22 protein-coding genes and 1 rRNA gene are annotated in these 26974 nt (G+C 42.1%); 10 read left to right on the top strand and 13 right to left on the bottom strand.

The annotated features are described in order from the left end of the window. Together rrf and ABJV04_RS20670 are read left to right on the top strand one after the other, a co-directional pair. Window positions 1-93, top strand: a 5S ribosomal RNA gene (gene rrf, locus ABJV04_RS20675); the annotation flags it as partial. A gap of 751 nt (window positions 94-844) precedes the next feature. Continuing rightward, on the top strand, window positions 845-2545 hold the full coding sequence (locus tag ABJV04_RS20670; protein WP_348493589.1) for a metallophosphoesterase: 1701 nt from the start codon (window positions 845-847) through the stop codon (window positions 2543-2545). Between the two features lie 54 nt (window positions 2546-2599). On the opposite strand, the gene ABJV04_RS20665 is transcribed toward ABJV04_RS20670, so the two are convergent. Continuing rightward, a complete protein-coding gene (locus ABJV04_RS20665) occupies window positions 2600-3622 on the bottom strand; it encodes a purine nucleoside permease (RefSeq protein WP_348493587.1) in 1023 nt (340 codons plus the stop codon). 192 nt (window positions 3623-3814) lie between these two features. Here ABJV04_RS20665 and ABJV04_RS20660 point away from each other — a divergent pair, with 192 nt between their 5' ends. From ABJV04_RS20660 to ABJV04_RS20635, 6 genes are all read left to right on the top strand, one after another. Next, window positions 3815-4171 (top strand): VOC family protein, encoded by a 357-nt coding sequence (locus ABJV04_RS20660; RefSeq protein ID WP_348493585.1) that lies wholly within the window; start codon window positions 3815-3817, stop codon window positions 4169-4171. 240 nt (window positions 4172-4411) lie between these two features. Further along, on the top strand, window positions 4412-4771 hold the full coding sequence (locus tag ABJV04_RS20655; protein WP_348493583.1) for a hypothetical protein: 360 nt from the start codon (window positions 4412-4414) through the stop codon (window positions 4769-4771). Window positions 4772-4843: 72 nt separating this feature from the next. Then, window positions 4844-5521: a YjbF family lipoprotein gene (locus ABJV04_RS20650; RefSeq protein ID WP_348493581.1), complete on the top strand. Its 678-nt coding sequence runs from the start codon at window positions 4844-4846 to the stop codon at window positions 5519-5521. After that, window positions 5514-6245 carry a capsule biosynthesis GfcC family protein gene (locus tag ABJV04_RS20645; RefSeq protein WP_348493579.1) on the top strand — a complete coding sequence of 244 codons (732 nt, stop codon included), beginning with the start codon at window positions 5514-5516 and terminating at the stop codon, window positions 6243-6245. Before ABJV04_RS20650 ends, ABJV04_RS20645 begins: the two co-directional genes overlap by 8 nt. Next, the gene (locus ABJV04_RS20640) at window positions 6242-8362 is read left to right on the top strand and encodes a YjbH domain-containing protein (protein WP_348493577.1); all 2121 of its coding nucleotides are present in this window, start codon (window positions 6242-6244) and stop codon (window positions 8360-8362) included. The genes ABJV04_RS20645 and ABJV04_RS20640 overlap by 4 nt, the downstream gene beginning before the upstream one ends. Window positions 8363-8437: 75 nt before the next feature. Continuing rightward, complete coding sequence (locus tag ABJV04_RS20635; RefSeq protein ID WP_348493575.1) at window positions 8438-8869, top strand: thioesterase family protein; 432 nt, start codon at window positions 8438-8440, stop codon at window positions 8867-8869. Window positions 8870-8895: 26 nt separating this feature from the next. On the opposite strand, the gene ABJV04_RS20630 is transcribed toward ABJV04_RS20635, so the two are convergent. From ABJV04_RS20630 to imuA, 3 genes are read right to left on the bottom strand one after another with little or no spacing between them, the layout of a single operon-like run. Next, window positions 8896-11970 (bottom strand): error-prone DNA polymerase, encoded by a 3075-nt coding sequence (locus tag ABJV04_RS20630; RefSeq protein WP_348493573.1) that lies wholly within the window; start codon window positions 11968-11970, stop codon window positions 8896-8898. Between the two features lie 35 nt (window positions 11971-12005). After that, complete coding sequence (locus ABJV04_RS20625; protein WP_348493571.1) at window positions 12006-13460, bottom strand: DNA polymerase Y family protein; 1455 nt, start codon at window positions 13458-13460, stop codon at window positions 12006-12008. 1 nt (window position 13461) lies between these two features. Next, the gene (gene imuA, locus ABJV04_RS20620) at window positions 13462-14142 is read right to left on the bottom strand and encodes a translesion DNA synthesis-associated protein ImuA (protein ID WP_348493570.1); all 681 of its coding nucleotides are present in this window, start codon (window positions 14140-14142) and stop codon (window positions 13462-13464) included. 166 nt (window positions 14143-14308) lie between these two features. On the opposite strand from imuA, the gene ABJV04_RS20615 reads away from it, so the two are divergent. Then, window positions 14309-14776: an EVE domain-containing protein gene (locus ABJV04_RS20615; RefSeq protein ID WP_348493569.1), complete on the top strand. Its 468-nt coding sequence runs from the start codon at window positions 14309-14311 to the stop codon at window positions 14774-14776. A 22-nt stretch (window positions 14777-14798) separates the two neighbouring features. Here ABJV04_RS20615 and ABJV04_RS20610 read toward each other — a convergent pair whose 3' ends face one another. The 5 genes from ABJV04_RS20610 to coaBC form a co-directional block, all read right to left on the bottom strand. After that, the gene (locus tag ABJV04_RS20610) at window positions 14799-16577 is read right to left on the bottom strand and encodes a DUF885 domain-containing protein (protein WP_348493567.1); all 1779 of its coding nucleotides are present in this window, start codon (window positions 16575-16577) and stop codon (window positions 14799-14801) included. Window positions 16578-16686: 109 nt separating this feature from the next. After that, window positions 16687-17010, bottom strand: coding sequence for a DUF1820 family protein (locus tag ABJV04_RS20605; protein WP_216049384.1), 324 nt, complete (start codon window positions 17008-17010; stop codon window positions 16687-16689). A 137-nt stretch (window positions 17011-17147) separates the two neighbouring features. Continuing rightward, the gene (locus ABJV04_RS20600; protein ID WP_348493565.1) at window positions 17148-17720 is read right to left on the bottom strand and encodes a TetR/AcrR family transcriptional regulator; all 573 of its coding nucleotides are present in this window, start codon (window positions 17718-17720) and stop codon (window positions 17148-17150) included. A 621-nt stretch (window positions 17721-18341) separates the two neighbouring features. Continuing rightward, window positions 18342-18932, bottom strand: a complete 591-nt coding sequence (gene slmA, locus ABJV04_RS20595; protein WP_348493564.1) for a nucleoid occlusion factor SlmA — start codon at window positions 18930-18932, stop codon at window positions 18342-18344. Between the two features lie 44 nt (window positions 18933-18976). Next, the gene (coaBC, locus tag ABJV04_RS20590; RefSeq protein ID WP_348493563.1) at window positions 18977-20185 is read right to left on the bottom strand and encodes a bifunctional phosphopantothenoylcysteine decarboxylase/phosphopantothenate--cysteine ligase CoaBC; all 1209 of its coding nucleotides are present in this window, start codon (window positions 20183-20185) and stop codon (window positions 18977-18979) included. Window positions 20186-20361: 176 nt separating this feature from the next. Between coaBC and radC the strand changes: the two genes are divergently transcribed. After that, window positions 20362-21036: a DNA repair protein RadC gene (gene radC / locus ABJV04_RS20585; protein WP_348493561.1), complete on the top strand. Its 675-nt coding sequence runs from the start codon at window positions 20362-20364 to the stop codon at window positions 21034-21036. A 338-nt stretch (window positions 21037-21374) separates the two neighbouring features. Here the strand turns inward: radC and ABJV04_RS20580 are convergent, their stop codons facing one another. The 4 genes from ABJV04_RS20580 to ABJV04_RS20565 all read right to left on the bottom strand — a co-directional run bounded on the left by ABJV04_RS20580 (window position 21375) and on the right by ABJV04_RS20565 (window position 26922). Next, window positions 21375-22022: a cysteine hydrolase gene (locus ABJV04_RS20580; protein WP_348493559.1), complete on the bottom strand. Its 648-nt coding sequence runs from the start codon at window positions 22020-22022 to the stop codon at window positions 21375-21377. Continuing rightward, on the bottom strand, window positions 22015-23070 hold the full coding sequence (locus ABJV04_RS20575) for an LLM class flavin-dependent oxidoreductase (RefSeq protein ID WP_348493558.1): 1056 nt from the start codon (window positions 23068-23070) through the stop codon (window positions 22015-22017). Before ABJV04_RS20575 ends, ABJV04_RS20580 begins: the two co-directional genes overlap by 8 nt. A 21-nt stretch (window positions 23071-23091) precedes the next feature. Continuing rightward, window positions 23092-24393 (bottom strand): MFS transporter, encoded by a 1302-nt coding sequence (locus ABJV04_RS20570; protein ID WP_348493556.1) that lies wholly within the window; start codon window positions 24391-24393, stop codon window positions 23092-23094. Between the two features lie 63 nt (window positions 24394-24456). Beyond that, the gene (locus ABJV04_RS20565; RefSeq protein ID WP_348493555.1) at window positions 24457-26922 is read right to left on the bottom strand and encodes a TonB-dependent receptor plug domain-containing protein; all 2466 of its coding nucleotides are present in this window, start codon (window positions 26920-26922) and stop codon (window positions 24457-24459) included. Window positions 26923-26974 lie beyond the last annotated feature (52 nt).

Genomic DNA, 26974 nt, shown 5'->3' with positions numbered 1-26974 from the left:
ACCACCTGATCCCATCTCGAACTCAGAAGTGAAACGTGTTAGCGGCGATGGTAGTGTGGGGTTTCCCCATGTGAGAGTAGCACATCGCCAGACTCCCATTAGAGAAAGGGCTATCCGAAAGGGTAGCCCTTTTTTGCATTTGTGACTTTACAACATAGCCAATATGAAATACATGTTGTGGATAGCCCTTACTCTAAGCGCTGCCGCGCAAAAGCACACCTCAAGAGAAACCATACCCATCTAATGTCATGCAATGCCTGTCGATGTAATAAAAGGCTAGGTGTCACACTTCCATATGGCTGTGCAGCATCCCTGCTGCCCGTTCCATCGGTTAACGCTTCTGCGAAGCTAAAAACAACCGATTCCACCCCCATGTGAGAGCAAAGAGATGTAAAACCCTGTAGCACGGGCTTTAGCCCGTGGAATAAGCTATGCCTGTCCCCGTTGAAAAGGGGTATAAATGACTAGGTGGTACACATCCATATTTCACCGGTCTGCCTGACATCCATGCGAGTCGTTCAGTCGGCTAACGTTGCTGCGCAACTAAAAACAGCCTCCTTCACCCCCATGTGAGAGCAAAGAAATACACAACCTGTAGCACGGGCTTTAGCCCGTAAATGTAAGAAAGACAACCTAGATTAGAATCATAAAAACAACTCTCTCATGATTTGTTTTTGGTGGATATAGCTGTCATATAATTGCAGTTAATCTGACTTCTAATCATCATAATTTGGTAACAGAAATGCCACTAAGTATCCCTATTCTTACGCGCAGTTTTAATTAAACAGTTTTGTTCTACGGAATACTGCTGTTACTAAAAATAACTAAAATAGGGTATTAATAAATGAAGTCTACCTCTACATTTCCACATTTTTATAAAACACTAATAACAGTAAGCGTACTCGCTTTAGCTGGCTGTAACAGCGACAATGAATCTACTCCTGATACAGAAGCGGAGATCACACCTACTTCCTATATAAATTTTACTGTTCTACCCTATCTTCAAAATCCAACAGCTAATGAGATTACGGTAAATTGGTTAAGTGATAATGATCAACCTGGTACAGTAACTATAGAAGGCATTGGTTCTTTTGTGTCGGATGTGCAAAATGCTGATTCACTTACTTACGGGACTTCGGAAGTTGAATATATTCATGGTGAGACCAATTATGGTGAGATCCATAGCGAATTAGTCGATGGTGCAGCTCCTGCAGCCAGTTATAAACATTCTGTTAGGGTGACCGGTCTCGAAGCTAGTACAGCTTATGAATATACCGTAGAACAACCAAACGAAAGTGCTTTCGTTTCTACATTAACTACAGCTCCAAATACTGGTAGTCGTGAAACTATTCGATTCATCACTATGTCAGATATGGAAACTGAACCAGAATCTACTGAAAAGACAGTGCGTTGGACCGCTAGTGCTTTAGCTATTGGCGGTGACAAATTAGGCACTGACCCTGATACTTATACTCGTCAATACCCGGTTGATCAAACCACAGGCTATAAAGCTAATTTAGACTATGCCGCACAAAGAAGCCCTGATTTTTGGGTTATCGCTGGCGACTTAGTAGAAAAAGGCGGTCGTCAGTTAGATTGGGATGAGTTTTGGCGACATAGTGCAGGTGAATGGGGAACGCTAGCTTCAACCACGCCTATTTTCCCTGCATTAGGTAATCATGAAAACTATTGGCACCCCGATGCACCAGGGTACAACGCTGAAGCTTCTATGCTGTCTTATGACAAGTGGAACACTTATTGGGAATTGCCAGAAAATGGTGCTTCAGATGAACGTTATGAAAAACGTTTTTATCGTGTGGATTACGGTCCAGTAACACTAATCACTTTAGATTCATCTAACGGTAATGATGAAGACCCTAGCCAAGATACAAATTTATTTATTAATGGAGACGAATCGCGAGTACCTGATTTTAATGAAGGTAGCGAGCAGTGGAATTGGGCAGTGAGAGAGCTGGCTGATGCACAAGCCGAAGGCCAAGTGATTTTCGTCCAATTTCACCATACTGCTTTTGGTACTGGGGTACATAGCCTTCCATCGGGAAGTGCGGGTATAGCTAATGGTGAAGACAGTCAATCTGGTGCTCCTATGCGAATTTATCAGCAGCTTTTTGAACAATACGATGTTACCGCTGTGTTGTCGGGGCATGATGAATTGTTGGAGTATGTAAGCATCAATGGTGTCAGTTATTGGGATGTTGGTTTTGCTGGTGATGGCCTGAGAGGTCCTGGTTATCCGCCAACTACTGATTATGTACCATTTGATTTATTGCCCCTTGAAGCACAGTTGACTCATTGGAGTGCCCACGGTGATGCACCTGAAGTTTGGGATGGCGAGCAATTAATCTCTGGCGGCAAGCATTACGGTTTCTTAGAAGTAGAAGTGCGTCCTTCTGGTGACTATAACTACGAAGTTATTATGACCCCTCGTTATGTTTTCCCTGTCACTGATGAGACTGGAGATGCTACTGGTGAGTTCGATCATCGTCAATACGACAAGGTTGTTCGTATTACAGTCCAGCGTTAAATTGATTTAGAATCTTGGTTGAGTGTATTACTCATCCAAGATTCTGTTCACTATTTAATTGTTAGATAATTCAGGTACGCCATCCTTCCAATCATTCCAATTTAGCACAATGGTATCAACCACTTTACTACCCACCAGTACAATATTTTCAACGGTTTCAGCAAAGCCGCCAGCGGTTTCACCTGGTGCAGGGTCTAAATGTTCAAGGGTGCTCTCATTTGGATTCCCTTGATCAAAATTTACCGCTCCGCGTAGGCTCATTATCCTATCGGTACCTACCGTCCTTGATAACACTTGAGCTAGTGCTGTGGCCTCCATCTCCGTAATCATATAGTCATCGGCGCCGTACAACTCACAGATATATTGTGCCTGCTGTGAAAGTCCTGGACCATGGAAGAAGGTGTCGCCGGTCATATGGGTACCTGTGCTGATGGATGGGCTGCGTTTGGCTGATGCCTGAGGGTAACGCATGCGATAAGCCATTGCTGAAGGCGAGTCGGTCAACTTGACAGAATTACTTAAGAGTAAGCTCCATTCCACTAACTTAGGATTTAGCTGATAGCGTCGAATGTCCTCATAGCCTTTACGGGGCATAAAAGTAGGTTCGCCTTTCTTTCCTTCGTTTGCTTTCCAACGGTGTCCAAGATCATAATCAATTAACCAAGTTGCCCAACTCACATCACCAATTGTCCCCTTTGATGGTGGTGTGCCACCCACACCACTTAATATGTAGTAGGCATTTTTGAAATTAAATTGTGGCGAAAGTAAGATCGCTTGCATGGATGCCGAAGAGCCAACTTTCCCCATACCTAATACAGAACCACAGACACCATTTGAATTACAAAAAACGGGACGGTGGGCCCCTTTCACACTTATTGGTTTGCTATTCTTAAAATAAAGCTCGTACCAATGTTGAAACTCACCGGCTTTGTCGCCACTATTTTCGCCGGTTTCAAACATGGCTGCGATAAACACTTTAACTTCTATTTTATCTTTTGGGTTAGCTAGGGAAGAGGTTGAAAATAGGCATACTAAGTTCAACACCGCAATATGAATCAGAAACTTCTTAGCAAGCATTATATTTTCCTAAACGTTTAATCTCTTAATAAGCTACATTAAATAGAATTAAGAGTAAGTAAAAAAAGCAACGAAGTTTGCATTGAGCTGGTCAAACTTTTTCATCATCAGCATAAATTCACAGATCTACTTTGGTACAAATTTGACAAAATATGTACCACCAACTGATTTGCAAAAATGAATAGGAAACCAATGAATATCCACGAAAAGTTAAATTATGTAGAATTTGCCGCAAAAGACCTTGAATCAACAAAACAATTTTTTCAATCGGTATTCAATTGGGAATTTGTTGATTATGGTCCTGACTATACTTCCTTTTCGGACCAAGGATTAGATGGTGGGTTTTATAAAGCAAAAACCTGTAATATTAGTGAAAAAGGTGGTGCCTTACTGGTATTTTATAGTGCAAATATTGAAGCCACTTTAGATAAGATAAAGGAACACAATGGCGAGATTGTCCGTCCCATTTTTATGTTTCCTGGAGGGCGTAGATTCCACTTCATTGAGCCTAGTGGGAATGAGTTTGCAGTCTGGTCTGAAGGCCAATAAAACCCGCTTGTATTGGTATTTATATCTAGACGAAGGTATTGAAATATAAGGCTATTATGTTGCAAAAGTGTTAATTAAAAGACACTTTGTGTCTGTTTTAAAACACGATTAAATATTTTTACCCAGATTAAGATTAAAAAGTTCTTTAAATTAGTTGTTGATCGTAAATTAGCCATTGAGATCGTCGAGCGGATACTTTAATATCCAGCATCAGGTGTCAAATACTTTCAAGGAAAAGTGATGAGAAAAAGTTTAATTGGTTTAGCAGTAGCTACAGCAGTAGCTTCTGTTAACGTACAAGCACAAGATAATACAGGTGGTGCAGCAGCAGGTGGTGCAGCAGCAGGTGGCGTAACTACTGGTATGATCGCTGCTGGTGTAGTTGGTGGTCTTATTGTTGGTGGAATCGTATCGAATTCAAATGGTGATGCTCCTGAGCGTCCTGTTACTCCTACACCAACTCCAACCTGTGAAGGTGATGACGATTTAGTTGACGGTGTATGTATTGGTACCACTATTACAGTGACTACTACTGGACCTGTTACTAGTCAATCGACTATTACCGTTCCTGTTACCTTTACTTACTCGCCTTCGATCTAAGTTTGGTTAAAGATTTAAAGCCGCCTTTTTGGCGGCTTTTTTATTGGTTGTAAATATCTATTCTGGATAACAATGAAAATAACATTTAGCTTGCTAATCTGTAGCATACTGTTTCTATCGGCTTGTTCTTCTACCCAGAGGGCTTATAAACAAAATATAGAATTGTATTTTAGTAGCAAAGACGGTGTTACTTTAACTAAAGAGTCTGTCATAGAAAGCCCTATTGACCTTGTTTATATAAAAGCGGGTGATCGCCCTTATGCTACTTTGGCCTTAGCCTTTATTGAAAATAACCAATATAAATGGGTTTCTGCAGATGATGCAGTAATGATTACGCAAAACGGTCGATTAGTACGTACTTTAGGTTTAGACACCAACTTAATCTATGTTGATAATTTAACTACCGATCCTCTGATATCCAAAAAAGATGTTGCGGATAATGCAAATTGGAATAGTTATATAGACATAGATCCCCAACAATATGGGATTAAATTTAGTTCTACCTTTAGCCGAGAAACAAATATTCCACTGACAATACTGGAGCAGCAATTCTCGACCACGAAAGTGATGGAAAATGTCACCACGCAAAATGCCCTAGGCAACACAGTAAGTTGGCAGAATGTATACTGGTACCATACTCAAAGTGGTCAGTTGTTACGGTCGTCACAGCAGTTTTCAGGTTCAACTGAACGTTATGATCTGCAATATGTTAGCAGAGCTATGCGGTTGTCGGAGCCTACTCATGAATAGATTAAAAAGCATTTTTAAAGTGACCCTGCTGTCGTTGGGTTTTTCAAGTTATGTCCACTCTCAAGTGGAAGTAACGGTTGATAATAAAGTATTGAGTTTTGTCGAAAATCCTAGACTAAGCCAAGTATTAGAACCCATTGACTTAAAACCAAATTGGTATTGGCGTAGTGCTCAATTATTTAAGTTAGACTCGGATCTGGCTGAAAATAACAAACGCAACCTAATTGATCAGTTAATCAGTGTTTCTCAATCGAATGATTCTACTGCACTAACTCCGCTAATAAGCCAAATAGAGAGCTGGCAACTTGCTCAACGCATCGATATACATATCGATTATGACTTGGCAAGGTTTGTACTTCGTTATAATCCCTTGTTTGAAGACGGAAAGTACGAGTTAAAACTGACTAAACGACAAAGCTCTTTATTCATTTTTGGTGCAGTTTCACAGCCACAAACTCTAGCCTATGAAAACAATCAATGTATTGAAACTATTGTAGCGAAAATTGATAAATTAGAGATTGCCGATGCAAATTTTGTTTATGCAATTCAACCTGACGGAGTTATCCGCAAATTACCCATTGCTTACTGGAACCAGGAATGTCAACAAGTGATGCCTGGTAGCCAACTATATATTCCTTTGGCCGAGTTCCAATGGTTTTCGGAAAATACCCAGCTTAATCAGCTTGTTGCTGAACTTGCAGTAAATAGGATAGTAATTGAATGATCAGGTTTAAAAAGATCTTGGGTTTTGCAGTCACAACTAAGATTGCATTACTTACTTTAGTTACATCAACGGCATCAGCGACCGAACAACCCTTTGACGATGATAACGGTAACCTATCACAGATGATTCGTGGTGGAACTGGGTTGATACAGACTCCCACTGCGAGAATGGCCAAAGAAGGTTCTTTTACTTTTAATTACAATGACATCGATCAATATCGATTCTGGTCAGCAAGTTTACAGCTGTTCCCATGGATGGAATCTACCGTTCGTTACACCGATGTACGAACCAGACTTTATAGCCAAGATGCAAATTTCAGTGGCGACCAAACCCTGAAGGATAAAGGGATAGACGTTAAGTTTCGATTGATCAAAGAAAGCTATTATTTGCCTGATGTATCATTTGGTTTGATGGACATTGGAGGGACCGGTTTCTTTAGTAGTGAGTTTCTTAACTTCAGTAAAAACTTAGGTCCTTTTGACGTGCACCTCGGGATAGGTACAGGTTATTTAGGCGCAGGGGGAAATATCACTAATCCACTGTGTGAAATTAAAGATTCATTTTGCGAACGTCCTGGTGGTTTTGGTGGTCGTGGCGGAAAAATTGACTACAACGAATTTTTCAAAGGGCCAGCGTCTGTTTTTGGTGGAATCGAATATAAAACTCCACTAGAAGGTTTAACGCTCAAACTCGAGTATGAAGGCAATGATTATGTAAATGACCGTGCTGGAACCTTAGAACAAGACAGTGACTGGAATTTTGGCGCGGTATATAAATACAATAATTGGGACTTTAATCTGAGTTACCAAAGGGGGAATACCATAGGTTTTGGTGTGTCGTATAATTTTAATATGCACACGGTGAAGCAGTATAAATTTGATCGTCCCCCCAGAGACCTAACTAACGCTAAACCAGCAGAGTCTGTTGCAACAATTAATCGTGAGCAACTTTATGCGGACTTAGTGAATGAAGGCAGTTTTATCATCAACGCCACTCATACCGGCGAAGATGAAATGACTTTCTACGGGTCTCAACTAGGTTATCGAGATTATCATGAGGCAACCGAGCGAGTGGGTAGAATATTGGCCTCTGAGTTACCGGATTCGATTAAAACCTATAAGTTGGTGGATACACTGGCTAATATTCCCATGCTGGAAACGAAAATTGATGCGGAAGAGTTTAAAGTAGCTGCAAATTACCAGCGTTTAGAAACTGATATTCAATCAACATATGTGCGTCAAAATCCCACAGAGTCTACTCTGGATAATTATGAACCTAGAGATTATTCAGGAGTCTTTTTCAACATGGAGACGTTTTGGATTCAAACCTTTGGTAATCCAGAAGATTTCTATCTATATCAAGGTGGCGCATATCTAAATGGTGGTTACCAATTTAATCCAAACTTCTCAGTTCGAGGTGGATTAAAAGTAACATTACTTGAAAACTTCGATAAGTTTAATTTCTTAGTCGACGCTGAAACGGCCGTTCTACCTAGAGTGCGTACCCAAGTTCGAGAATATGTTACTCGTGGTAATGTGACTATGGAAAACGCCTATTTGCATTGGTTCGATAAAATAGCCGAAGATACTTATGCTCAAGTGTATGGTGGTTATTTAGAAACCATGTTTGGTGGTGTTGGTACCGAGATTTTATATCGTCCTGTAGACAGTAACTTGTCTTTCGGTGTTGATCTTAACTATGTACAACAACGTGACTTTGATAACGAAACCGGTTTCTTCGATTACAAAGCGTTTACCGGTCATGCAAGTGTTTACTGGACGCCTGAATTTCTGCCTGATATGCAACTTACCGTAAATGCGGGTCAGTTCTTGGCTAAAGATAAAGGGGTCAATATCGATATCGCTAAACGTTTTGATAGCGGAATTATCGTGGGTGCCTATGCCGCATTTACTAATGTATCAGCGGAAGAATATGGGGAAGGCAGCTTTACTAAAGGCTTCTATATTTCCATACCATTTGATTTATTCTCACTAGCTCCGGCTAAAGGTCGAGGAAAGATTCCATGGGTACCAATTGGTCGTGATGGCGGACAAATGTTGCAACGTCCAGTTAAGCTAAGAAGTTTAACTGAAGTCAGAGCACCGTTTTACGATTAATCATTGATAGCCCCCTCGCATTACTAGTTAATGTTGATTGGGGGCGCGTCTTATACTGGTTTTAGGTTGTTACACATGTCATTAAAGTTCACTCGAGACGACTATAAAGTTTTCTATCCTATGCAAACTCGCTGGGCAGATAACGATATTTATGGGCATGTAAATAATGTCCAATATTACGGGTATTTTGATAGTGCAGTGAATCGCTACCTAATCGAAGAGGGTGGTTTGGATATCCATAACGATGGAGTTGTGGGTTTTGTGGTTGAATCAAAGTGTCAGTACTTTGCACCTATTGCATACCCTCAAGAGTTACACATTGGTTTACGGGTGTCTCGCTTAGGTAATAGCTCAGTGACCTATGAAATTGGAATTTTTGTAGCAGGTGAGCCTTCTCCTTCTGCCCAAGGTTATTTTGTACATGTGTTTGTTGACAAAAAAAGTAACCAGAGCACTCCAATTCCCAGTAATATCCTTGATGGACTAAAACGAATCCAGATTAAATAAGCCTTTTTATTAGAGTGATAAATGGCTTAATGGAAATCTCTGGAGGTGGTATTCAAATCTTCGAGTAAGTGACTTAGATCAGTAATTTTTCCCGCAATGATATGGGTCACGTCACCATCACCACGTTCCAAAATGCCACTAACTTTAATTATTTTCGACTTTAAAAATGCCTTTTTTTGGGCCCGAGCGGTAGCCTGCCAAACCACTACATTACAGCAACCCGTATCATCTTCTAATGTCATAAAGGTGACTCCTGCCGCTGTGCCTGGGGCTTGTCTGCCAATCACCACTCCGATAACAGTGACTACCGATTTATGCTGCTTTTCAGCTAATTGATTTGCAGCCGTGTACCTACCTAATTTCCCTGCCTTGCGTAATAACTGTATTGGGTGTCGGGTTAACGACAAACTGGTAGCTGCATAATCTTCAACCATTTCTTCCACATCTGAGGGAGCAAGATCAAATAAGAATGATTGTTCCTGATTTTTAAACAGAGGTAACTCTGATTCTGTTTCCATTAATGCCCAGCGCGCTTTATAACGATTCTCGGCCAGAGCAGAAAAGGCATTTGCACTAGCAAGGGCTTCCATGTGATCACGCCGAACAGCCAGTTGTTTTAATTCAACCACCGACTTGTAACCATTTACAGGGCGATGCTTAACCATTAACTGTGCTGCATCTTGCGATAACCCTTTGATCATACGTAACCCCAAACGTATGGCGAAGGTGCCCCCATCAGCTTGCAAAATATGTTCATAATCAGAATGGTTAATACAGATGGGGAGGATTTTGATCTGATGTCGTTTCGCGTCTTGGATTAATTGCGCGGGGGGATAAAAACCCATGGGCCAGCTATTTAATAGACCCACATAAAACGCCTGAGGGTAATAGTATTTTAGCCAGGACGAAACATAGGCAAGTACCGCAAAAGAAGCCGAGTGGGACTCTGGGAAGCCATATTCACCAAAGCCACATATTTGGTTAAATATGCGTTGGGCATAGTCTTGAGTATAACCCCGTTCAAGCATGCCGTTGATGAGTTTGTTTTGGAACTGCATAAGCTGTCCATTTTTCTTCCAACTGGCCATTGCCCGTCTAAGTTGGTCGGCTTCGCCACCGCTAAAACCCGCAGCAACCATAGCTAGTTGGATAACTTGTTCCTGAAAAATAGGCACTCCCATGGTACGACTAAGGACACCTGCTACTTCTTCTGAGGGATATTCGATGGGCTCTTTGCCATCACGTCTACGTAGGAATGGGTGAACCATGTCGCCTTGAATGGGCCCTGGTCTAACAATGGCAATTTGAATAACCAAGTCATAGTATGTCTTTGGTTTCAGCCGTGGCAGCATACTCATTTGCGCACGGGATTCGATTTGAAAAACCCCAACGGTATCGGCTTGTTGAATCATTTTGTACACTTGAGGATCATCTTCGAGTTTGGTGATTTGCGCTATGCTAAGGGTGTGTCCGTAATGTTGTTCGATTAACTGAAAAGATTTACGAATGGCAGTGAGCATCCCTAAGGCCAATACATCTACTTTCAATAATCCAAGGCTTTCCAAATCGTCTTTATCCCACTGTATGACGCTTCGGTCTGCCATAGCGGCATTTTCAATAGGTACAAGCTGATATAAAGGACCTGAAGAGATTATAAACCCGCCCACATGTTGAGATAGGTGCCTGGGAAAGCCCATTATCTCGTTAACTAATGAGATAAAGTGTTTGCCTTTCATGGAAGCTGGATCTAAGCCTAGTTCGGCAATTTGTGCTTGCCAGTTGAGACCGCTGTCACGGCGATTAATATTTTTAATAAAAAAATCCAATTGGGTCTCATTTATTCCTAACGCTTTGCCAACTTCCCGCAATGCACTTTTGAAACGATAGCAGGATACCGTTGCCGCTATGGCTGTGCGCTCTCGCCCGTATTTAGAATAAATATATTGAATGACCTCTTCTCGCCGTTGATGCTCGAAGTCCACATCAATATCTGGTGGTTCATCCCGTTCCTTAGAAATGAAACGTTCAAATAACACATTAATTTGACGGGGATCGACAGAAGTGATCTCTAAACAGTAACAAACTACCGAGTTGGCCGCTGAGCCGCGACCTTGATATAAAATTTGTTGAGATTGGGCAAATTGCACAACATCGTAAATAGTGAGAAAGAAGAATTCATATTCTTGTTCCTCGATGAGCACTAATTCTTTTTCAATAATCTTGCGGATCTCAGGTTTAATACCTTCTGGGAAACGTTTTTGAATACCTATTTCAACTAGATCTCGGAGGTGCTGTTTTGGCGTTTTTCCTTCGGGGATAAGTTCTGCAGGGTATTCATAGCGTAGCTCTCGTAGATTGAAACGGCAGGTACGAGCAATTTCTACGGAGTTATCCAACCAAGTCCGTTTGAATAGCTTGTTGAGCTTGTCCTGACTCCGTAAACAACGCTCACTATTGGAGGCTAGCTCACGACCCAGTTCTGCAACTGTACTGCGGTGTTGAATCGCATTGAGTAAATGCTGCAAGGGAAGGCGACTTGGATTGTGCATCAACACCCCACCGCAAGCACAGATGGGCAGATCAAATAACTGACTAAGCTTTTCATAATGCGCGAGCATCGAATGTTCGTTGGCAGTAAGGTGCCGCTGTGCTGCGATCCACAAACGATTTTTATAGTGCTTTTTTAACCAGTTTGCCCAAGGTTCATCGATATTTAATTTTCCATTGGGCAACCATAATAGTAAGCAGTGTTTAATGGTTTTCAGATCCCATTTAGCCAAGCTGTATTCACCTTTCGGTGAGCGCCGTCGAGCGTTTGTAATTATCCGACATAGCTCTGCATAAGCTTCTCGGTTAGGGCACAATAAAACGCACTCTAAACTGTTATCGAGTCTAAAATAACTACCCACGATAAGATTAATTTTGAGTTGCTGATCTTTTATTTCGGTGTAAGCCCTTACTACCCCTGCAACAGAACATTCATCTGTAATGGCTATTGCTTCATAGCCTAAAAAATGCGCTTGTTGAACCAACTCCTGTGGGTGGGATGCACCATGTAAAAAGCTAAAGTTTGATTGGCAAAATAATTCAGCATAGGCCATAGGTTGTTCTCGAGTGACGGTTTTGCACTAAGGGGCTAGCTAAAAAAACCATGGGCGAACCACAGACTGTTACTCGTACGGTATATCCATAGCCACTGACCATGTTGATTACGGGCGATGAAATAGTCGCGGGTGATTTGTTGGTTGTCCCACCATCCGGTACTGATACGTTCTGGCCCATGTATGATGGATACTTTCTCCGCCAATGGCTGTGGGGTTTGGAGTATAAAGCTAGGTCGTAAAGGGTTAGTTGATATCTGTTTTTGGGGGACCTCCAGTTGAGGGGGGACATATTTATTCACTTTCTCGGGGCGAAAGTCATCATCTAATATCACTTGCGAAATGGCTTCTTCTCCAAGTTTGGCTTGGAGTAATGAAATTAACTGTAAATAGCTGAGAGTGCCTTTACTGGCACTAAATAAATCGGCTTTATCGGGACTACGTAATTGGCTTTCAGGAGCACTTAACTCCAGTGCAAATATGGGGGCCTGTAAGGTTAAGTGATCTAATTTTAAGGTGCTGAGACTTGCCCATTTAGCGGCTTGATACTCACCTTGAGCAGAGCCTACCTCTAGGGTAAGTGCTTTATTATCCCGTTGATATAAGGTGAAAATGATTTTTTGAGTTAGCAAATCCCGTATTTTTAAAAACTGTTCTAATGCCGCTAATAACTGTTTCATTGGAGATAAGAGCGTGTCGGTATGGCTTATCTCGTAAAGTAGTTCTAGGTAACGTTGAAATTTAGATTGGGGGTGATAAAAATCCATTGGATGATGAAATTCACCGCTTAGCCTACCCAGGTAAGTCACCAAATCGATATCAAAACGTTTGGCAACATCTTTTAATGGTAATGCCATCAAATCTGCAAGACTGTGGATACCAACTCGGGCTAACTTATTCACGGTTTTTTTATCCAGTTCAGAGTCAGTCAGTTGGCGTATGCCAATTTGATGTTGCAGCATAGGAAGATGGTCACTGATCTGATTCCATGCGGTACGGGCTAGGATGCGAGCGGCATAAGGAGATTGTCCGCTGGCATAATAATAGGTTACCTGAAAGTCTTTTAACTGGTTTTTAAGCACCCGCCAATAGCCCGTTAGTCCGTTGTATAACATCAGCATGTTGTGGATCCGCAATAACAAACCATTTGGCGGGAAAAGGCTGATATCTGAGGTAACTAAGTACAAGTGTTCAGCTATCTCAACTAACTTTTTTTGCTCGACATCACTTTTATAGGGGAGCACCTGTAGATGTTGATCTAGTGCGGCGGCGGTTCCTAAGCCCATTCCAGTGCGGATTCCGGCATCAATAGCAGCTTGATTTAACTGCAATACGCAATTTGACTGATGGTGCAATATGACTAATGAGTGCTGACTATTAACTTGCTCGTTAGGGTCTGCAGGTGACTGCTTTTGAGATGAAGGAACTCCATGACACAAACTGTCTAATTGTAAATGTGGAAAATGTAAGTATAACCAAAGAGGCTGCATATTAGCTGACTTTCGCCTGTGGAAATGAGACCACATTACAGGTGCGCTGACTAAGCGCCAATTCTGGCCAAGTGTTGGCCATATTGATATTAAATGGCTGGGCCGGCCAGCCACCTTTACGTTTGGTTATCTGTACTGCTACTCCTTGTTCATGGGCACTGAGTTTCATTGCTAGGCTGACAGGTAAAGACACACTTAATTGTCGACTTTGGCGCAGCACAAAATGCAAAGCATCACCTTGCTCTGCTGCTAGTTGTAAGCGTTTGGTTTGGGCTATTTCAAGTTGTTGATGCCACATAAGTACACTATGACAGCAGCCGCTTTTAAGGCACTGTTCAGCACTCCAAAGGGCGTGCTCAGCACTATTTGGCTGTACAATTAACACTTGTTCGAGGCTGATGCCAAATTCCGCTAACATTTCGCCATTAATTTGCATTGGAGCAGCAATAAACACCAACAGGCGTTTGTGTTGTTGGCGAAATCTTAAAGCCGGTAATAATAAACGCAACTCACCAATGCCTATGGGGGTATGGATATCAATCATGCCCGATTGCGGAAAGCCGCCTTGAAGTGCTTCATCAAGTTCAACATAACCGGTGCTATCAGAGGTTAAGCAGTGTTCTTGCTGATTACCTTGCCAGACTAAGCGCTTATTTTTTAATTGTTCCAATAGTGTATTCATAAATAACCTAAACTCCGGATAAATCGCAGTGAACAAATCCGCATAAAATATACTGTATTTATGTACAGTATATTGATCAATTTCATAGATGCAAGTTTTGCGGTAAGTTGAATGAATAGTTATTATGATGAATCACTGTAATACCTAAGAGTATAAAAGGCAGGTTATGAATTACTGGTTATTTAAGAGCGAACCGGATGCATTTAGCATCGATGATTTAGCGAATAAACCTAATCAAACAGAGCATTGGGACGGTATCCGTAATTATCAGGCACGTAATTTTTTGCGCGATAAAGTGCAACTTGGTGATCAGGTATTTATATATCACTCTAGCTGCAAAAACGTAGGAATTGCAGGTTTAGCTGAAGTGGTCAAAGGCGCTTATCCAGATCATACTCAGTTTGACCCCGAGTCAAAATATTATGATCCAAAATCCGATCCTGAGAACCCTAGATGGTATATGGTGGATGTTAAATTTATCAAAAAATTCAATCAAGTACTGAGCTTGAAAAGCATAAAAGCGATGCCGCAGATACAGCAAATTGGCCTAGTTCAAAAAGGCCATCGTTTGTCTATCATGCCAGTTAATGTAGAAGAATTTACTTATTTGCTTAAAGAGTGCAACCAGCTTTAATGCATTATCAGTTGCAGAGCATTTAGCTCTGCCTATTTTGCAATTTTGTTTGCTTTTGTTGTTCGATAAACAAGTTAATATTTTCCCGCAGTACCGACAGTGGAATAGAGCCGTACTCTAACACCGCATCGTGGAAAGCCCGTAAGTCAAACTTATCACCAAGAGCGAGTTCTGCTTCTGTTCGCAATTTTTTAATCTCTAATTCGCCAATTTTATAGGCTAGGGCTTGCGCCGGCCAAGAGATGTAACGGTCTATCTCAGTGGTCACATTGTGTTCTGACAGTGCGGTGTTTTCCAGCATATAGTCCAAAGCGCGCTGTCGTGACCAGCCTTTTATGTGCATCCCAGTATCAACCACTAAACGGCATGCTCGCCACATTTCATAACTCAAACGCCCAAATTCTTCATAGGGTGTTTGATAAATACCAACTTCTTTTCCCAGAAATTCAGAGTACAAACCCCAACCTTCACCAAATGCTGAAATGTAAGTGTAACGGCGTACATTGGGTAGGTTGTCCATCTCTGATGCAAGTGAGATTTGTAAATGGTGGCCCGGCACTGCTTCATGCATCGTCAGCGCTGGGATAGCATACAAAGGTCGCTTATCCAACGCATAGGTGTTTACCCAATAGTAACCAGGTTCATCGTCACGTCTTGGTGAAACATATCTACCCGTGGTGTATTTCGGTGCTATGGCATCGGGAACGGGAGCAACACCGTAGGGAGTACGAGGGAGTTTGTAGAATAGTTTGGGTAACTTTGCATCCATACGTTTGGCAACGTAAGAGGCGTGTTTTAATAATTCCACAGATGTTTTAGCGTAAAATTGCGGGTCTGTACGTAGGAATTGGATAAAATCACTGATACTTCCTTGAAAACCTAACTCATCGACAATGTTCTGCATTTCAGCACGTATACGGGCTACTTCTGTGAGTCCCAGCTGGTGGATTTCGTCCACTGAAAGATCTGTCGTAGTGTAGTATTGGGCGCGATTTTGGTACATCTGCTCACCGTTAGGCCAAGACTTAGACGCCACATCTGACTTCGCATTAGGAATATAATCGTTGACCAAAAACTCGTAAAAGTTTTGATATGCGCCCATAACATCCTGTTTGATTACTTCCTTCGCTTCTATGATTAATGCACGCTTCTGAGCTTCAGTGACATCGATATCATCGAGTTTTAAAAATGGGCCATAAAATGTATTGCTTTCAACTTGCCCACTGAAAAAGCTTTCAACAGACTTTTCAAAACCTAGCATGACTGCTTTAGGTTGCACCATTCCCACTACCATACCTTTTTTCATCCATGCAATTTGCTGGGTAAAATAAGCAGGAATTTGGCGAAGTCGAGTTAAATAATTTTGGTAGTCTTTTAAACTGTTGAAGCGACTCGAACGGGGGAGGCCAGCCATTCCATTATGGAAACCATACTCAGAGGTTAGTGGCACATAATGAGCGTTGAAGCGATATTCATCCACGTAATTTTGGATGCGATAACGTTGCATCAGCAGATTAATTTGATCTGTTCGGGGTAACTGTTGTTTGTCGATTTTATCTAATTTTTGCAAGAAGCTTTTGAACTGAGTGTTTTGCTTGGCTAGCCCTTCAGGGGAAATATCGGCAAGCTTGTCATCGAACTCATGGACCCCATGAGAGCTAGCATAAACAGGGGATATGGAGAGTTCGTATTGCCAAATATCATCCATTAATTGAGTTAACTTTTGTTGTTCAGATGCCGTTGTTGGAAGGCTCAAAAACAGCAAGAAAAATATCGTTACTCTGTTCAAAGGGCTATGCATATTGGGTTCTTTCCTCTTTATTTGGACTGCAGCTTCAGACAAAACGCCTAGAATACAAAATGTAGTAAGTGGCAATTGCGCTGCTGGCTAAGAGCAGTACGGAAAAGTACTAATTTTTGGGAGTATAAATCGGACTAGGGAATGCCGTGACTTTATCTGATAATTCCGTAATTTTTGCCGTACCTTGTTTCTTCACTTCGTCAATTCTCAACACACTGTGCATTGGAATATAGGTGTGTTTTACATCTGCAAATTCAGTTTTTAATTTTTCGTGACTTGGGTCTAATACCAGTGTTGTGTGAGTATCCCAGACAAAATCACCAATCTCCACAAAACCAAACATACTGCCCTGACTGACTTCTCGTACATAAACTTCATAACGCTCGCCATTACTCACAAACTGTACCCGAAATAAAGGATTTTTGGTTGTCATGTTACTCACTTTTAGCTATTAAAACGGGCCTGAATTCTAACCACAACTGAGGCAATCGCCAAGTGAAATTCACCCCCTATACACAAAAGCATTGAGGTCCTTAAGAACAAATCGACAAGTCTAGTGAGTCAGCTCCATTATTCAGGTTTCAGAGGACCTAAAATGGCTTGAGTTGCCAACATAAGCTCATCTGTATCACCGGCTAGGATTCCATTAACTGCAAAGCCTTGCACATAACTACATAACTGCAAACCGGTAGATTCAATGTTGATGTCTTGTCTAATCTCGCCAAGTTTTTGGGCTTTTTCTAAGCAACCGATAAAATCAATCTGTAGACGATCAAGATAATGCCTACCAATATCTCGAATTTTAAGATCATCAAAGCCTAATTCAGTAATAATGTTAATCAGCAAGCAACCTCGACCTTTAACCAAGTCTATGTATTCTGTGAAAAAACCTTGAATAGAGAGCATGCCTTGATTGTGTTCTAAGTGTGAAAAGGCTTTAGATAAATGTTGTTCTTGATAATGGGCAAGCACAATGTATAAAAACTGCTGTTTAGAGCCAAATTCAATATAAAATCCACGACGGTTGAAATCGGTTCTGGCAATAATTTCATCCATTGCTGCACCATGATAACCGTGCTCCAAGAACACAGAAATTGCTTGTTCAAGCACTTCTTCTACATTGTATAAGGCCTTGCGAGGCATATTAATTTGCTCAAATAATAAAGAACATGTGTTCTTCATAGAGTAGCGGAGAATTTGTCGCTGTCAAGGTATCTTCCCACGGGCAGCAATAACCGATGTTGTAGCACGGGCTTCAGCCCGTGACAAATCAGTAAACACAACCTCTCGCGGGGCTAAAGCACCCGCCTACAGGTAGATTTATTCCATAAATTTAAAAGGTGCACGCACCCGTAGCACGGGCTTTAGCCCGTGACAAATCAGTAAACACAATCTCTCGCGGGGCTAAAGCACCCGCCTATAGGTAGACTTATTCCATGAATTTAAAAGGTTCAGGAACCCGTAGCACGGGCTTTAGCCCGTGACAAATCAGCAAAAATAATCTCTCGCGGGGCTAAAGCACCCGCCTACAGATGGGTTTATTTTATGGATTTAAAAGGTTCAGGAATCCGTAGCACGGGCTTTAGCCCGTGACAAATCAGCAAACACAATCTCTCGCGGGGTTAAAGCACCCGCCTACAGGTTGGTTTATTTTATGGATTTAAAAGGTTCACGCACCCGTAGCACGGGCTTTAGCCCGTGAAAGGTGTGAGGTATTTAGCAGGCAAAACCGCCTGCCAAGCAAACTAAATTATAGAATCGAACTTAAGAGAAAAACTGCTTGTTGATGAACTGCCAGGTCTCTTTAAAATCTTCCGTGGGACGACGTTTGAAATCGCTACGAATAAATAAATTAATGCGGCCGTCGGTATAACAGATCAGCATATTTGCAATTACACCTTCATCCGCAGGTAAAGATTTACCTTCACGGAGCTTACGCTCTCGCAAAACCTGCTTAATTTGTGTTTCGAGGCGCTCAAAAATTTGGGCAATTCTACCCCGTAACCGATCCTGTTCACCCATCAATGCATCGCCGTTCAAAATTCGGGTAATACCGGGATTTTTTTCGGAGAAACCTAAAATCAAATGAATAATAAGTTGGATACGCACCGCGCTATCTTTTTCTTCATTAATAATTTTATTGATGCGTGAAAAAAGGGTTTCTTCGATAAATTCAATTAAACCTTCAAACATGCGTGCTTTACTGGGAAAGTGACGGTATAAAGCAGCCTCTGAAACGCCCACTTCTGTTGCCAATTTAGCCGTAGTGATACGCTGTCCAGGATTGCTTTCTAGCATGCTTGCCAGACACTGCAAAATTTGCGCTCTGCGGTTTGGACGTTTAATCGCGGGCATTGACATGTCTCCCTGTCTGTAGGACTAGATTATTATTTTTAGAGTTATTGTGTTGCATGTTTATTTTTATATCTTTCGGATACTAATTGCATCAAATTAAAAGCAAGTTGTCTTTTATCGGCAACTTCTAGAGATTTTTCACCCTCTTTCCAAAAAACAGTCAAAGCATTTTGCTCGCTGTTGAATCCAATGTCGCTATTTGAAACATCATTGGCGGCGATCATATCAAGTTGCTTACGCTGTAATTTATCTTTTGCATAACGACTGACGTCTTGAGTTTCGGCGGCGAAGCCGACAGTGAACACTGACCGTTGTTGTTTTGCGACATCTGCAAGAATATCAGGGTTTTTAGTAAAAGTAAGGGTTAACTCTTGATTGTTCTTCTTGATTTTTTGATTTACCGCTTCCAAAGGACGATAGTCAGCAACGGCTGCACAACCAATGAAAATATCCGCGCTGTCTATATTTTCCATCACGGCATCATGCATTTGGAGCGCGCTTTCAACCTTAACCAGATTAGCCTGATTGGGTGCTGCTATATTCACTGGGCCGCTAACCAAAGTAACTTCTGCCCCCATCGCAATAGCTGCATTTGCTAGCGCGTAGCCCATTTTTCCCGAACTATGATTGCTAATGTAACGAACGGGATCTATTGCTTCTCGTGTGGGTCCTGCGGTAATCACTATTTTTTTACCGGCTAAATATTGCAGCGGCTTAGGTTGGGTGATGATATCCGCTAGGTCTTGGGGTTCGGGCATACGTCCTTGACCCACGTCTCCACAAGCTTGTTCACCTGAGTCTGGTGGAATAATAGTGACGCCACGCTTGGCTAAAATAGCAAGGTTTGCCTGTGTTGCCTCTGCTTTCCACATTTGTTGATTCATGGCTGGAGAAATAAATACTTCTGCGCTGCTGGCCAAGCATAAAGTGGATAACAAATCGTCGGCCATGCCATGGGCAAGTTTCGCGATGAAGTTTGCTGTGGCTGGAGCGATAAGAATGGTATCTGCCCATTTTGCTAATTCAATATGCCCCATAGCTGCTTCTGCAGCGGAATCCAATAAATCGTTAGAAACTGGATTGCCGGAAACCGCCTGCAATGCTAAAGGGCTAACAAAATGTTCCGCTGAAGCGGTAAGAACGGCTCGAACCTCAGTATTTTTTGCGGTTAGCTTGCGTACTAAATCGGGAGTTTTATAGGCGGCAATGCCACCCGTAACTCCGAGTAAAACCTTATTTTTTTGAATGGCCATGTGTTTACATATTCACTGAAAATCTGTGCAGCATTTTACCTAATATACAAGTTAGACAAAACACTTAGGTACTTGATATGACTTAATATTGGCCTGATCAGCGATCATTTGCTAGGTTTAATTGGTGGTATACGACTAATTGTTAGTAATTTTAACCCTAATTCAGGCACGGACGCATGAAACTATCAGAATGGCCAAAAACGGAGCGGCCTAGAGAAAAGCTCCTATCTATGGGCAGCGAAGCCCTATCAGACGCAGAACTCCTCGCTATATTTTTAAGAACGGGAGTACAGGGATCAAGTGCAGTAGATTTGGCCCGAGAACTGTTAACTCAATTTGGTTCTTTACGCAGTTTATTAAACGCCAGTAAAAGCCAATTCTGTTTGGGAAAGGGCTTAGGCGAAGTTAAATATGTGCAACTTCAAGCAACCCTGGAAATGTCAAAACGTTATTTTGCCCAGTCACTCACTCGAAAACACACATTCGATAGTGCCAACCGCACTAAACAATATCTACTTAGTCAATTAAGAGATGAGCCTAACGAGGTTTTTGCGGTGCTCATGCTCGATAGTCAACATCGTCTTATTGCCTTTAAAAAACTGTTCTTTGGGACGATTAACGCCGCCAGTGTTTACCCTCGGGTGATTGTGCAACAAGCCTTGGAGTTCAATGCTGCGGCCATCATTTTAAGTCACAACCACCCCTCGGGCATCGCCGAGCCAAGTCAAGCCGACCAACATATTACCCAGCGTATCCAACACGCTTTGGAGTTAATTGATGTCACCGTACTAGACCATATTATTGTCGGTGACGGTGATTGCGTGTCTTTTGCTGAGCGAGGATTAGTGTAGATACCTGGATCAGTGAAGTCAGTAAAAAGGGTATCAAAGTGACAGTCTTGGTAAATGATCTGCGTCAAATGGAAGGTTGCATTATGGAGGCTGTTTACGGCGCTTTATGCATGATAGTGGTGGTAATGAAATAGATATTGAAAACTTTCATGTAGGCATACAAAATACCGAAAATATAAAGCCTTTAAACCCTGTAACTCATCTAACTTACGCTGGCATAAATACCAGCCTACAGGTGTGTGGTGGGGGCTTTAGCCCCTGTAATCCATCTAGTTTACGCTGGCATAAATACCAGCCTACAGGGGGTAGCAGGGGCTTTAGCCCCTGTATAAGTCGTGTTATTTAGACTGCCAATGCTTGAGAATAGATTGGGTGTCGCTAAGTAATGCGAAATTGATGGCCATGGCGCGGAGACTAGCATCGTGAAGTGCGGTTTCGTATGCTGCGCAACCATCACTTACCACAATGGCTTGATAATCAAGGTGAAAGGCATCTCGCACACTGGACTCCACGCAGCATTCAGTGGTGACACCGCAGAACACTATTGTGTCTAGTTGCTTTTGCTGTAACAGATCATCCAGTTGTGTCTTAAAAAAGGCGCTATAACGGGTTTTATAGATAACGGAATCGCCTTCTTGTGGTACTGCACCGTAAAAATCCATACCTGAGGTTTTGGCTCGACAAATTGCGCTTTCAGCTTTGGCATCTCTACCTTGTCTAGTCATCCACTCTTGCCATGCTGGAGAATCGTCTTGTTCAGTGGTTTTTAAGCCAACAAAGATAACGGCAACACCATGCTGCCTAGCAGTTGCCACTAACTTTTTGATATTTTCAATCGCCGGCTGCACCACGTCCATATCTAAGCCAAACTGCCCCAACAACCCTGTTGGGCTGGCAAAGTCGTTCTGCACATCAATAACGCACAACGCACTCCGAGTGGACTTTATCCAATCTGGCTGGAGTTCTGTTAAATCAACATTAGCCATAATGGGCTCTTACTGCGGGTAAAATTTCCTTACCAAATTTATGCAGCCCTTTTTCATAGTCATCAAAAATAACCATAACACCGTCCATTTCTGTGTTATCAATCATCTCAATAAGTTGTTTTTTCACTGACTCTGCGGTACCGATTATTTCTCGACTCATAAATGCACCTTGCGCACGGATAACCATGGCATTGTCTTTTAGTGCTGGGTCAATGCCGTAAGAACGCATCATGCCTTCAATTGCTCCTAAATCTTTACCTTCACGGTAATAATCTGCTTTGGCTTGGGCTTCTTCTTCCGTATCTTCAATGATAAGGGTGGCCATACAGAAGCACTTTACTGGTGTATCTAGTTCTTCGGCAATCTTGCGAGCCATTCGTGTGATTTTTAAGGTTTCTTCATCATCTTTACCACCAACAAAACAAGCATCGGTGTTTTTCACCGAAAAGCGTAAGCCGCGCTCAGATTGACCTGCACAAACAGTGAAGGGTTTATTCTGGGGTTTAGGTTGTGACACGCAGTCTTCAAATTTAAAGTATTTACCTTCATAGTCTACGTGGTCTTCTTGCCAGAGCTTGTGGAGTAAATCACTCCATTCTTGGGCATAAACATAACGCTCGTCGTGGTCGATATCATCTCGCCATGCGCCCATTTGGTTAAGCTCATCTCGGAACGAACCGGAAACAATATTTAAGCCTGCACGACCACCTGAAATTTGGTCTAAGGTGCTCATCATTTTAGCCACCGCCCCTGGATTCATCATTAGGGTGTGCACTGTTGCGATAATCTTGGCGTGGCTGGTGGCTTCTGCCAATCCCGCCATCATAGTAATCGACTCTAAAGAAGTGCCCCAATGTTCGGTTTTACCGCCATAACCACGCCATTTTGCCATGGACATGATGAAATCCATTTTGTAACTGTCTGCAATGACCGCCGCGGTTTTGTTTTGCTGATACGAAGCGTCCAATGTCGGAGTATTTTCTGAAACTATCCACCCGCCATTTGCGATGGGTAAAAATACGCCAAATTCTTTACTGCTGGTCGTCATAATAAAAGCTCCTGAGAACAACTACTTACTAGCTACTTTAGCAGCAAGCATATTATTAATAGATGGGTCTGATGGGGTTGGTTCGGAAACTTTTTGTTCCTTTAGTCTAGGGGGACGCATAAATGCAATTCCAACTAATACCAACATGGGGAGAATCCCGATTAATACGAAGGGGGGAACAAAAGTCCCAGATATATCGCGCATACGACCACTAAGTATAGGTGCTGCCGATGCGACGGTTGCACCAATATTCATTAATGAAAACAATGGTAAATAAGGCCCAGTACCAAAATATCTTACTAATAAAACGGTGCAAGATAAGAAGGTTAATCCAAAACCAAAACCTATGGCAAAGGCGAAAAAACCTAAAATAATTAAAGATTGTCCAAAACTTAAGGCAAACATGCCGCCGGCTAATAATAGTAGTGCAATCTGCAACATTACTTTCGGATCAAAGAATTCACCGATAAAGCCACCAACTACACGAGATATGGCATTACAAAAAGCCTCTGCAGATAATAATGTGCTGGCTAAGGCGAAGGTAATTCCAACCTCAGTCATATGTGCAACTGAAAAGCTATTTACGGTTATTCCCACAAATAGCACTGTGGAATAAGCAATCATTAACAAAATATATTGTGGCGTACGAATCGCTTGTTTAAAAGTCCAGGTTTGTTCGGTTTCATACACTCTTTGTTTTTCGGTATCTACCAGCTCTTGTTTGGGAGGCGTTCTTAAGCGGTTGGCATCAGTGAACAATAGCGATAGCAGCATTAACCCTACGGAGACTACAATAGCAGCTAGCATCACTAACCAGTGTAAACGCCAGTTACCTAACAAATTGGTCGCCATCCAAACCACAATAGGCCCAACAACACCCCCTAAACCACCTACGGTATAATAGAAACCGAAAGCTGTAGAACGTCGTTTGAAAAAGTGGGTAATGATATAAGTGCCGGGTACTGAACCCACAAAAGTATAGCCAGTACCAGTAAGGATACATCCAAGAAAGTAAGTTATCGGTGCCGTAGTCAAGTACAACACAACAAAACCGATTGCCAATAGTATTAGGCCAATTATCAGGGTTGTAGCAACTCCCCAGCGTCTAACTGTTATGGTTGGTAAGTACCCACTTAATCCGCATGCTACACCTAACAATGTGAAGCCAAGGCCTGCAGTGGTCCAATCCCAACCTAACTCCGTTACCATCGCGGGCAGGATAACGCCCAGCGAAGTGAAGGTTGCGGCAGTGACAACAAAAAAGCTTAAACTGAAGGTGCACAAAACAAACCATGCTTGTTTATCAGCGCTTAACTTACCCATAATGATCCTCAAGGTATGCAGACTGAATAAAATAATTTTTCAACTGCATACAGATGTTTCTATTTAAAAAGCGTAATTGACCGTTGCTCGCCATTCACGTCCCTTACCAGGTAATACTGCAACATCACCGTACAAATCCTGTAGCGATGTAAAGTAGGTTTCGTCTAATACATTATCGATATTTAACATTAACGACCAATTACCATAATGGGCGAACAAAGACCCCTGTAGCGTCCAATAGCTTGGATATTTCACTGAGTCTTCTACCAGCCCTGAGGTTTCGGATACATAACGAACCCCCCATGTTGAGCCAATGCTATCAAACACGCCAGCTTCACTGGCATAAATCGCATAAATACTGGTTACAGCGTCAGGTATACGAGTGTCTTCTAATTCACCAAGGTAGTAATCGCTGCCTGTGGCAGAATACATGCTATTGGCAAAGCTCAACGCAGCTACTGATATGCCATAGTTATCAATATCGTTTAAACCGATATCTCTTGGGTTAACGATGTAGTAACCGGCAAACCCATCGATGTATTTGGTTTTTTGTTTATTACTGGTAATGCTAAAACTCCAGTTTTCACTGGCAAGAATACGCAGTTCTAATTCAGCACCTTCACTTCTGGTGCGGCTAACAGTGCTTCCGCCAACGTTGCTCAACTCTGTTCTTTCTTGCCTATAACCCGAAATAGAGCCGGTTAAAACACCGTCAAATAGCTCAAGTTTTATTCCACCTTCAAGCAACTCACCTTCGGACAACCATTCACCATTGGCAATTAAATCGGGAGACACATCACCGGCTTGGCTAAATTCGATGGCTGACGATTCGGCGTAGCTCACGTATGGTCTAAAGCCCGATTCTAAATCTAGTAATAACATTGCGCTGAAGGTAAATTCACCATCAGTATCTTCAGCGTAGGTTTCCGTAGCATAGGAATAAATTGGATCGCCGTTTTCTGTGGATTCCACATCGTAGTAGTCATAACGACCACTGAGCGACAGGTTCCAAATATCCATTGCTGTTAAATCTACCATGGCAAATGCTGAGTGATAACTCCACTTCGATTGAGTATCTAAATCCCAAAAGAAGTCAGAATTAAATGGAGAGCCTATGGTGTCATTTGGCATTGCACCAACGGAGATATCTCTGCGGTTGATAGCAATTTGTCCACCGTTATACGATTCTTTCCGGCGAGCATCGTAATAACGACTACTCATCCCCACATTATATAAACCTTGCAGCGCATCACTACTGTTACCAAAAGCACTAATATAGGAAACGCGGAACTCGGCTGTTTTGGCTAAATAATCAGCAGGAAAACCATAACTTACAAAGCGTTGGTTATCGAGGTAATCAACAAATAGTTGGAGTTTTAACTGACTATCGTCCTCATAGGTTTTAATCAGGTCAACGAATCCCGTCAAAGTAGCGGTATCTGAAAAGTCGCTATCACTTGTATACACATCATGGCGCGACAGTTGAGTGCTAGCAATATTAGTGTCCAATGCCGCTACGTTTGGATCTGCGTATAAATAATAGTCAGGATATGAAGTTAGCTTTGCAAAATAGGTTGGATCTTGCGCTGAGAGTTCAGCCCATTCCATTTGTCCATTGCCGTTGCTATCGACTAGGTCGGTATCGTGGCCAGTAATATAAGTGCCATCGTCAATTAATTCTTGGGTGACTCGATTCCACCCTGGCGTTTGCACATAACCTTCAGCATTGTACGCCATCACCCCAGCAACCAATTTCCAGTCATTGGCTAACTCAAAGTCTGCGGTAACTTGAAGCATTTGATGTTCCGGCTCTATGCCATTGTAATAGCTGCCAGAATCTTCCACTTCAACATAGGTATAAATGCCACCTTCAGCTTTGCCAATATTAACGGGTAATCCGAATTGAAAACTGAGGTTCTTTTTGTCGTATGAACCTAGTGTTACTTGCATTTCACCGACGGTTTCAGGCAAGTAACCACCACCCTGGCTCAATCTGGCGGTTTTTGGCTCAAGGTTTAGTAGTCCGCCAATTTTACCTGGGCCAAAGTTGGCCGTAGGTGGACCACGAAGGATATCTACTCTGGATGTTGAACCAATTGGAGTTTGATAGGTACCGCGATTTTCTATGCGCTTAAAACCATGAAAATAGGTTTCTGCTAGGGTTCCCCTTACGTTTAAGGCACCTTCTACACCATAAAATGACGCTGTAAATGTACCAGGAGCGACAGCGGTAAGATCATCGACAGTGGTTACGCCAAAAGCGGTTAAGGTTTCATCGCTAACAAAGGTTGCTGATCGAGGAGTGTCTAACAAGGATTTTTCAAAACCAAATAGCAATCCACTTGGTTGATTTTCAAGGAAACCGGCAATATCTCGTTGAGCGACGATTGAAACGACTTCGATAGATTCAGAACTAGTCTGGTTTGTATTAATTGACGTTAACTCTTCTGCCATTAACTCTGTGCTAGCAACTTGCAGCACAACCACAGCTAACAACACTGAAGTAAAGAGCTTATCCAATTTAAACATAGTGTGAACCCTTCTAAATATTTTCGTTTTACCTGCTGGGTATTACACTAAC

Source organism: Aliiglaciecola sp., assembly GCF_039982535.1.
GTDB lineage: Bacteria > Pseudomonadota > Gammaproteobacteria > Enterobacterales > Alteromonadaceae > Aliiglaciecola.
The sequence above is the reverse complement of the archived record's forward strand: the minus strand, read 5'-3'. Positions and strand labels throughout refer to the sequence as shown.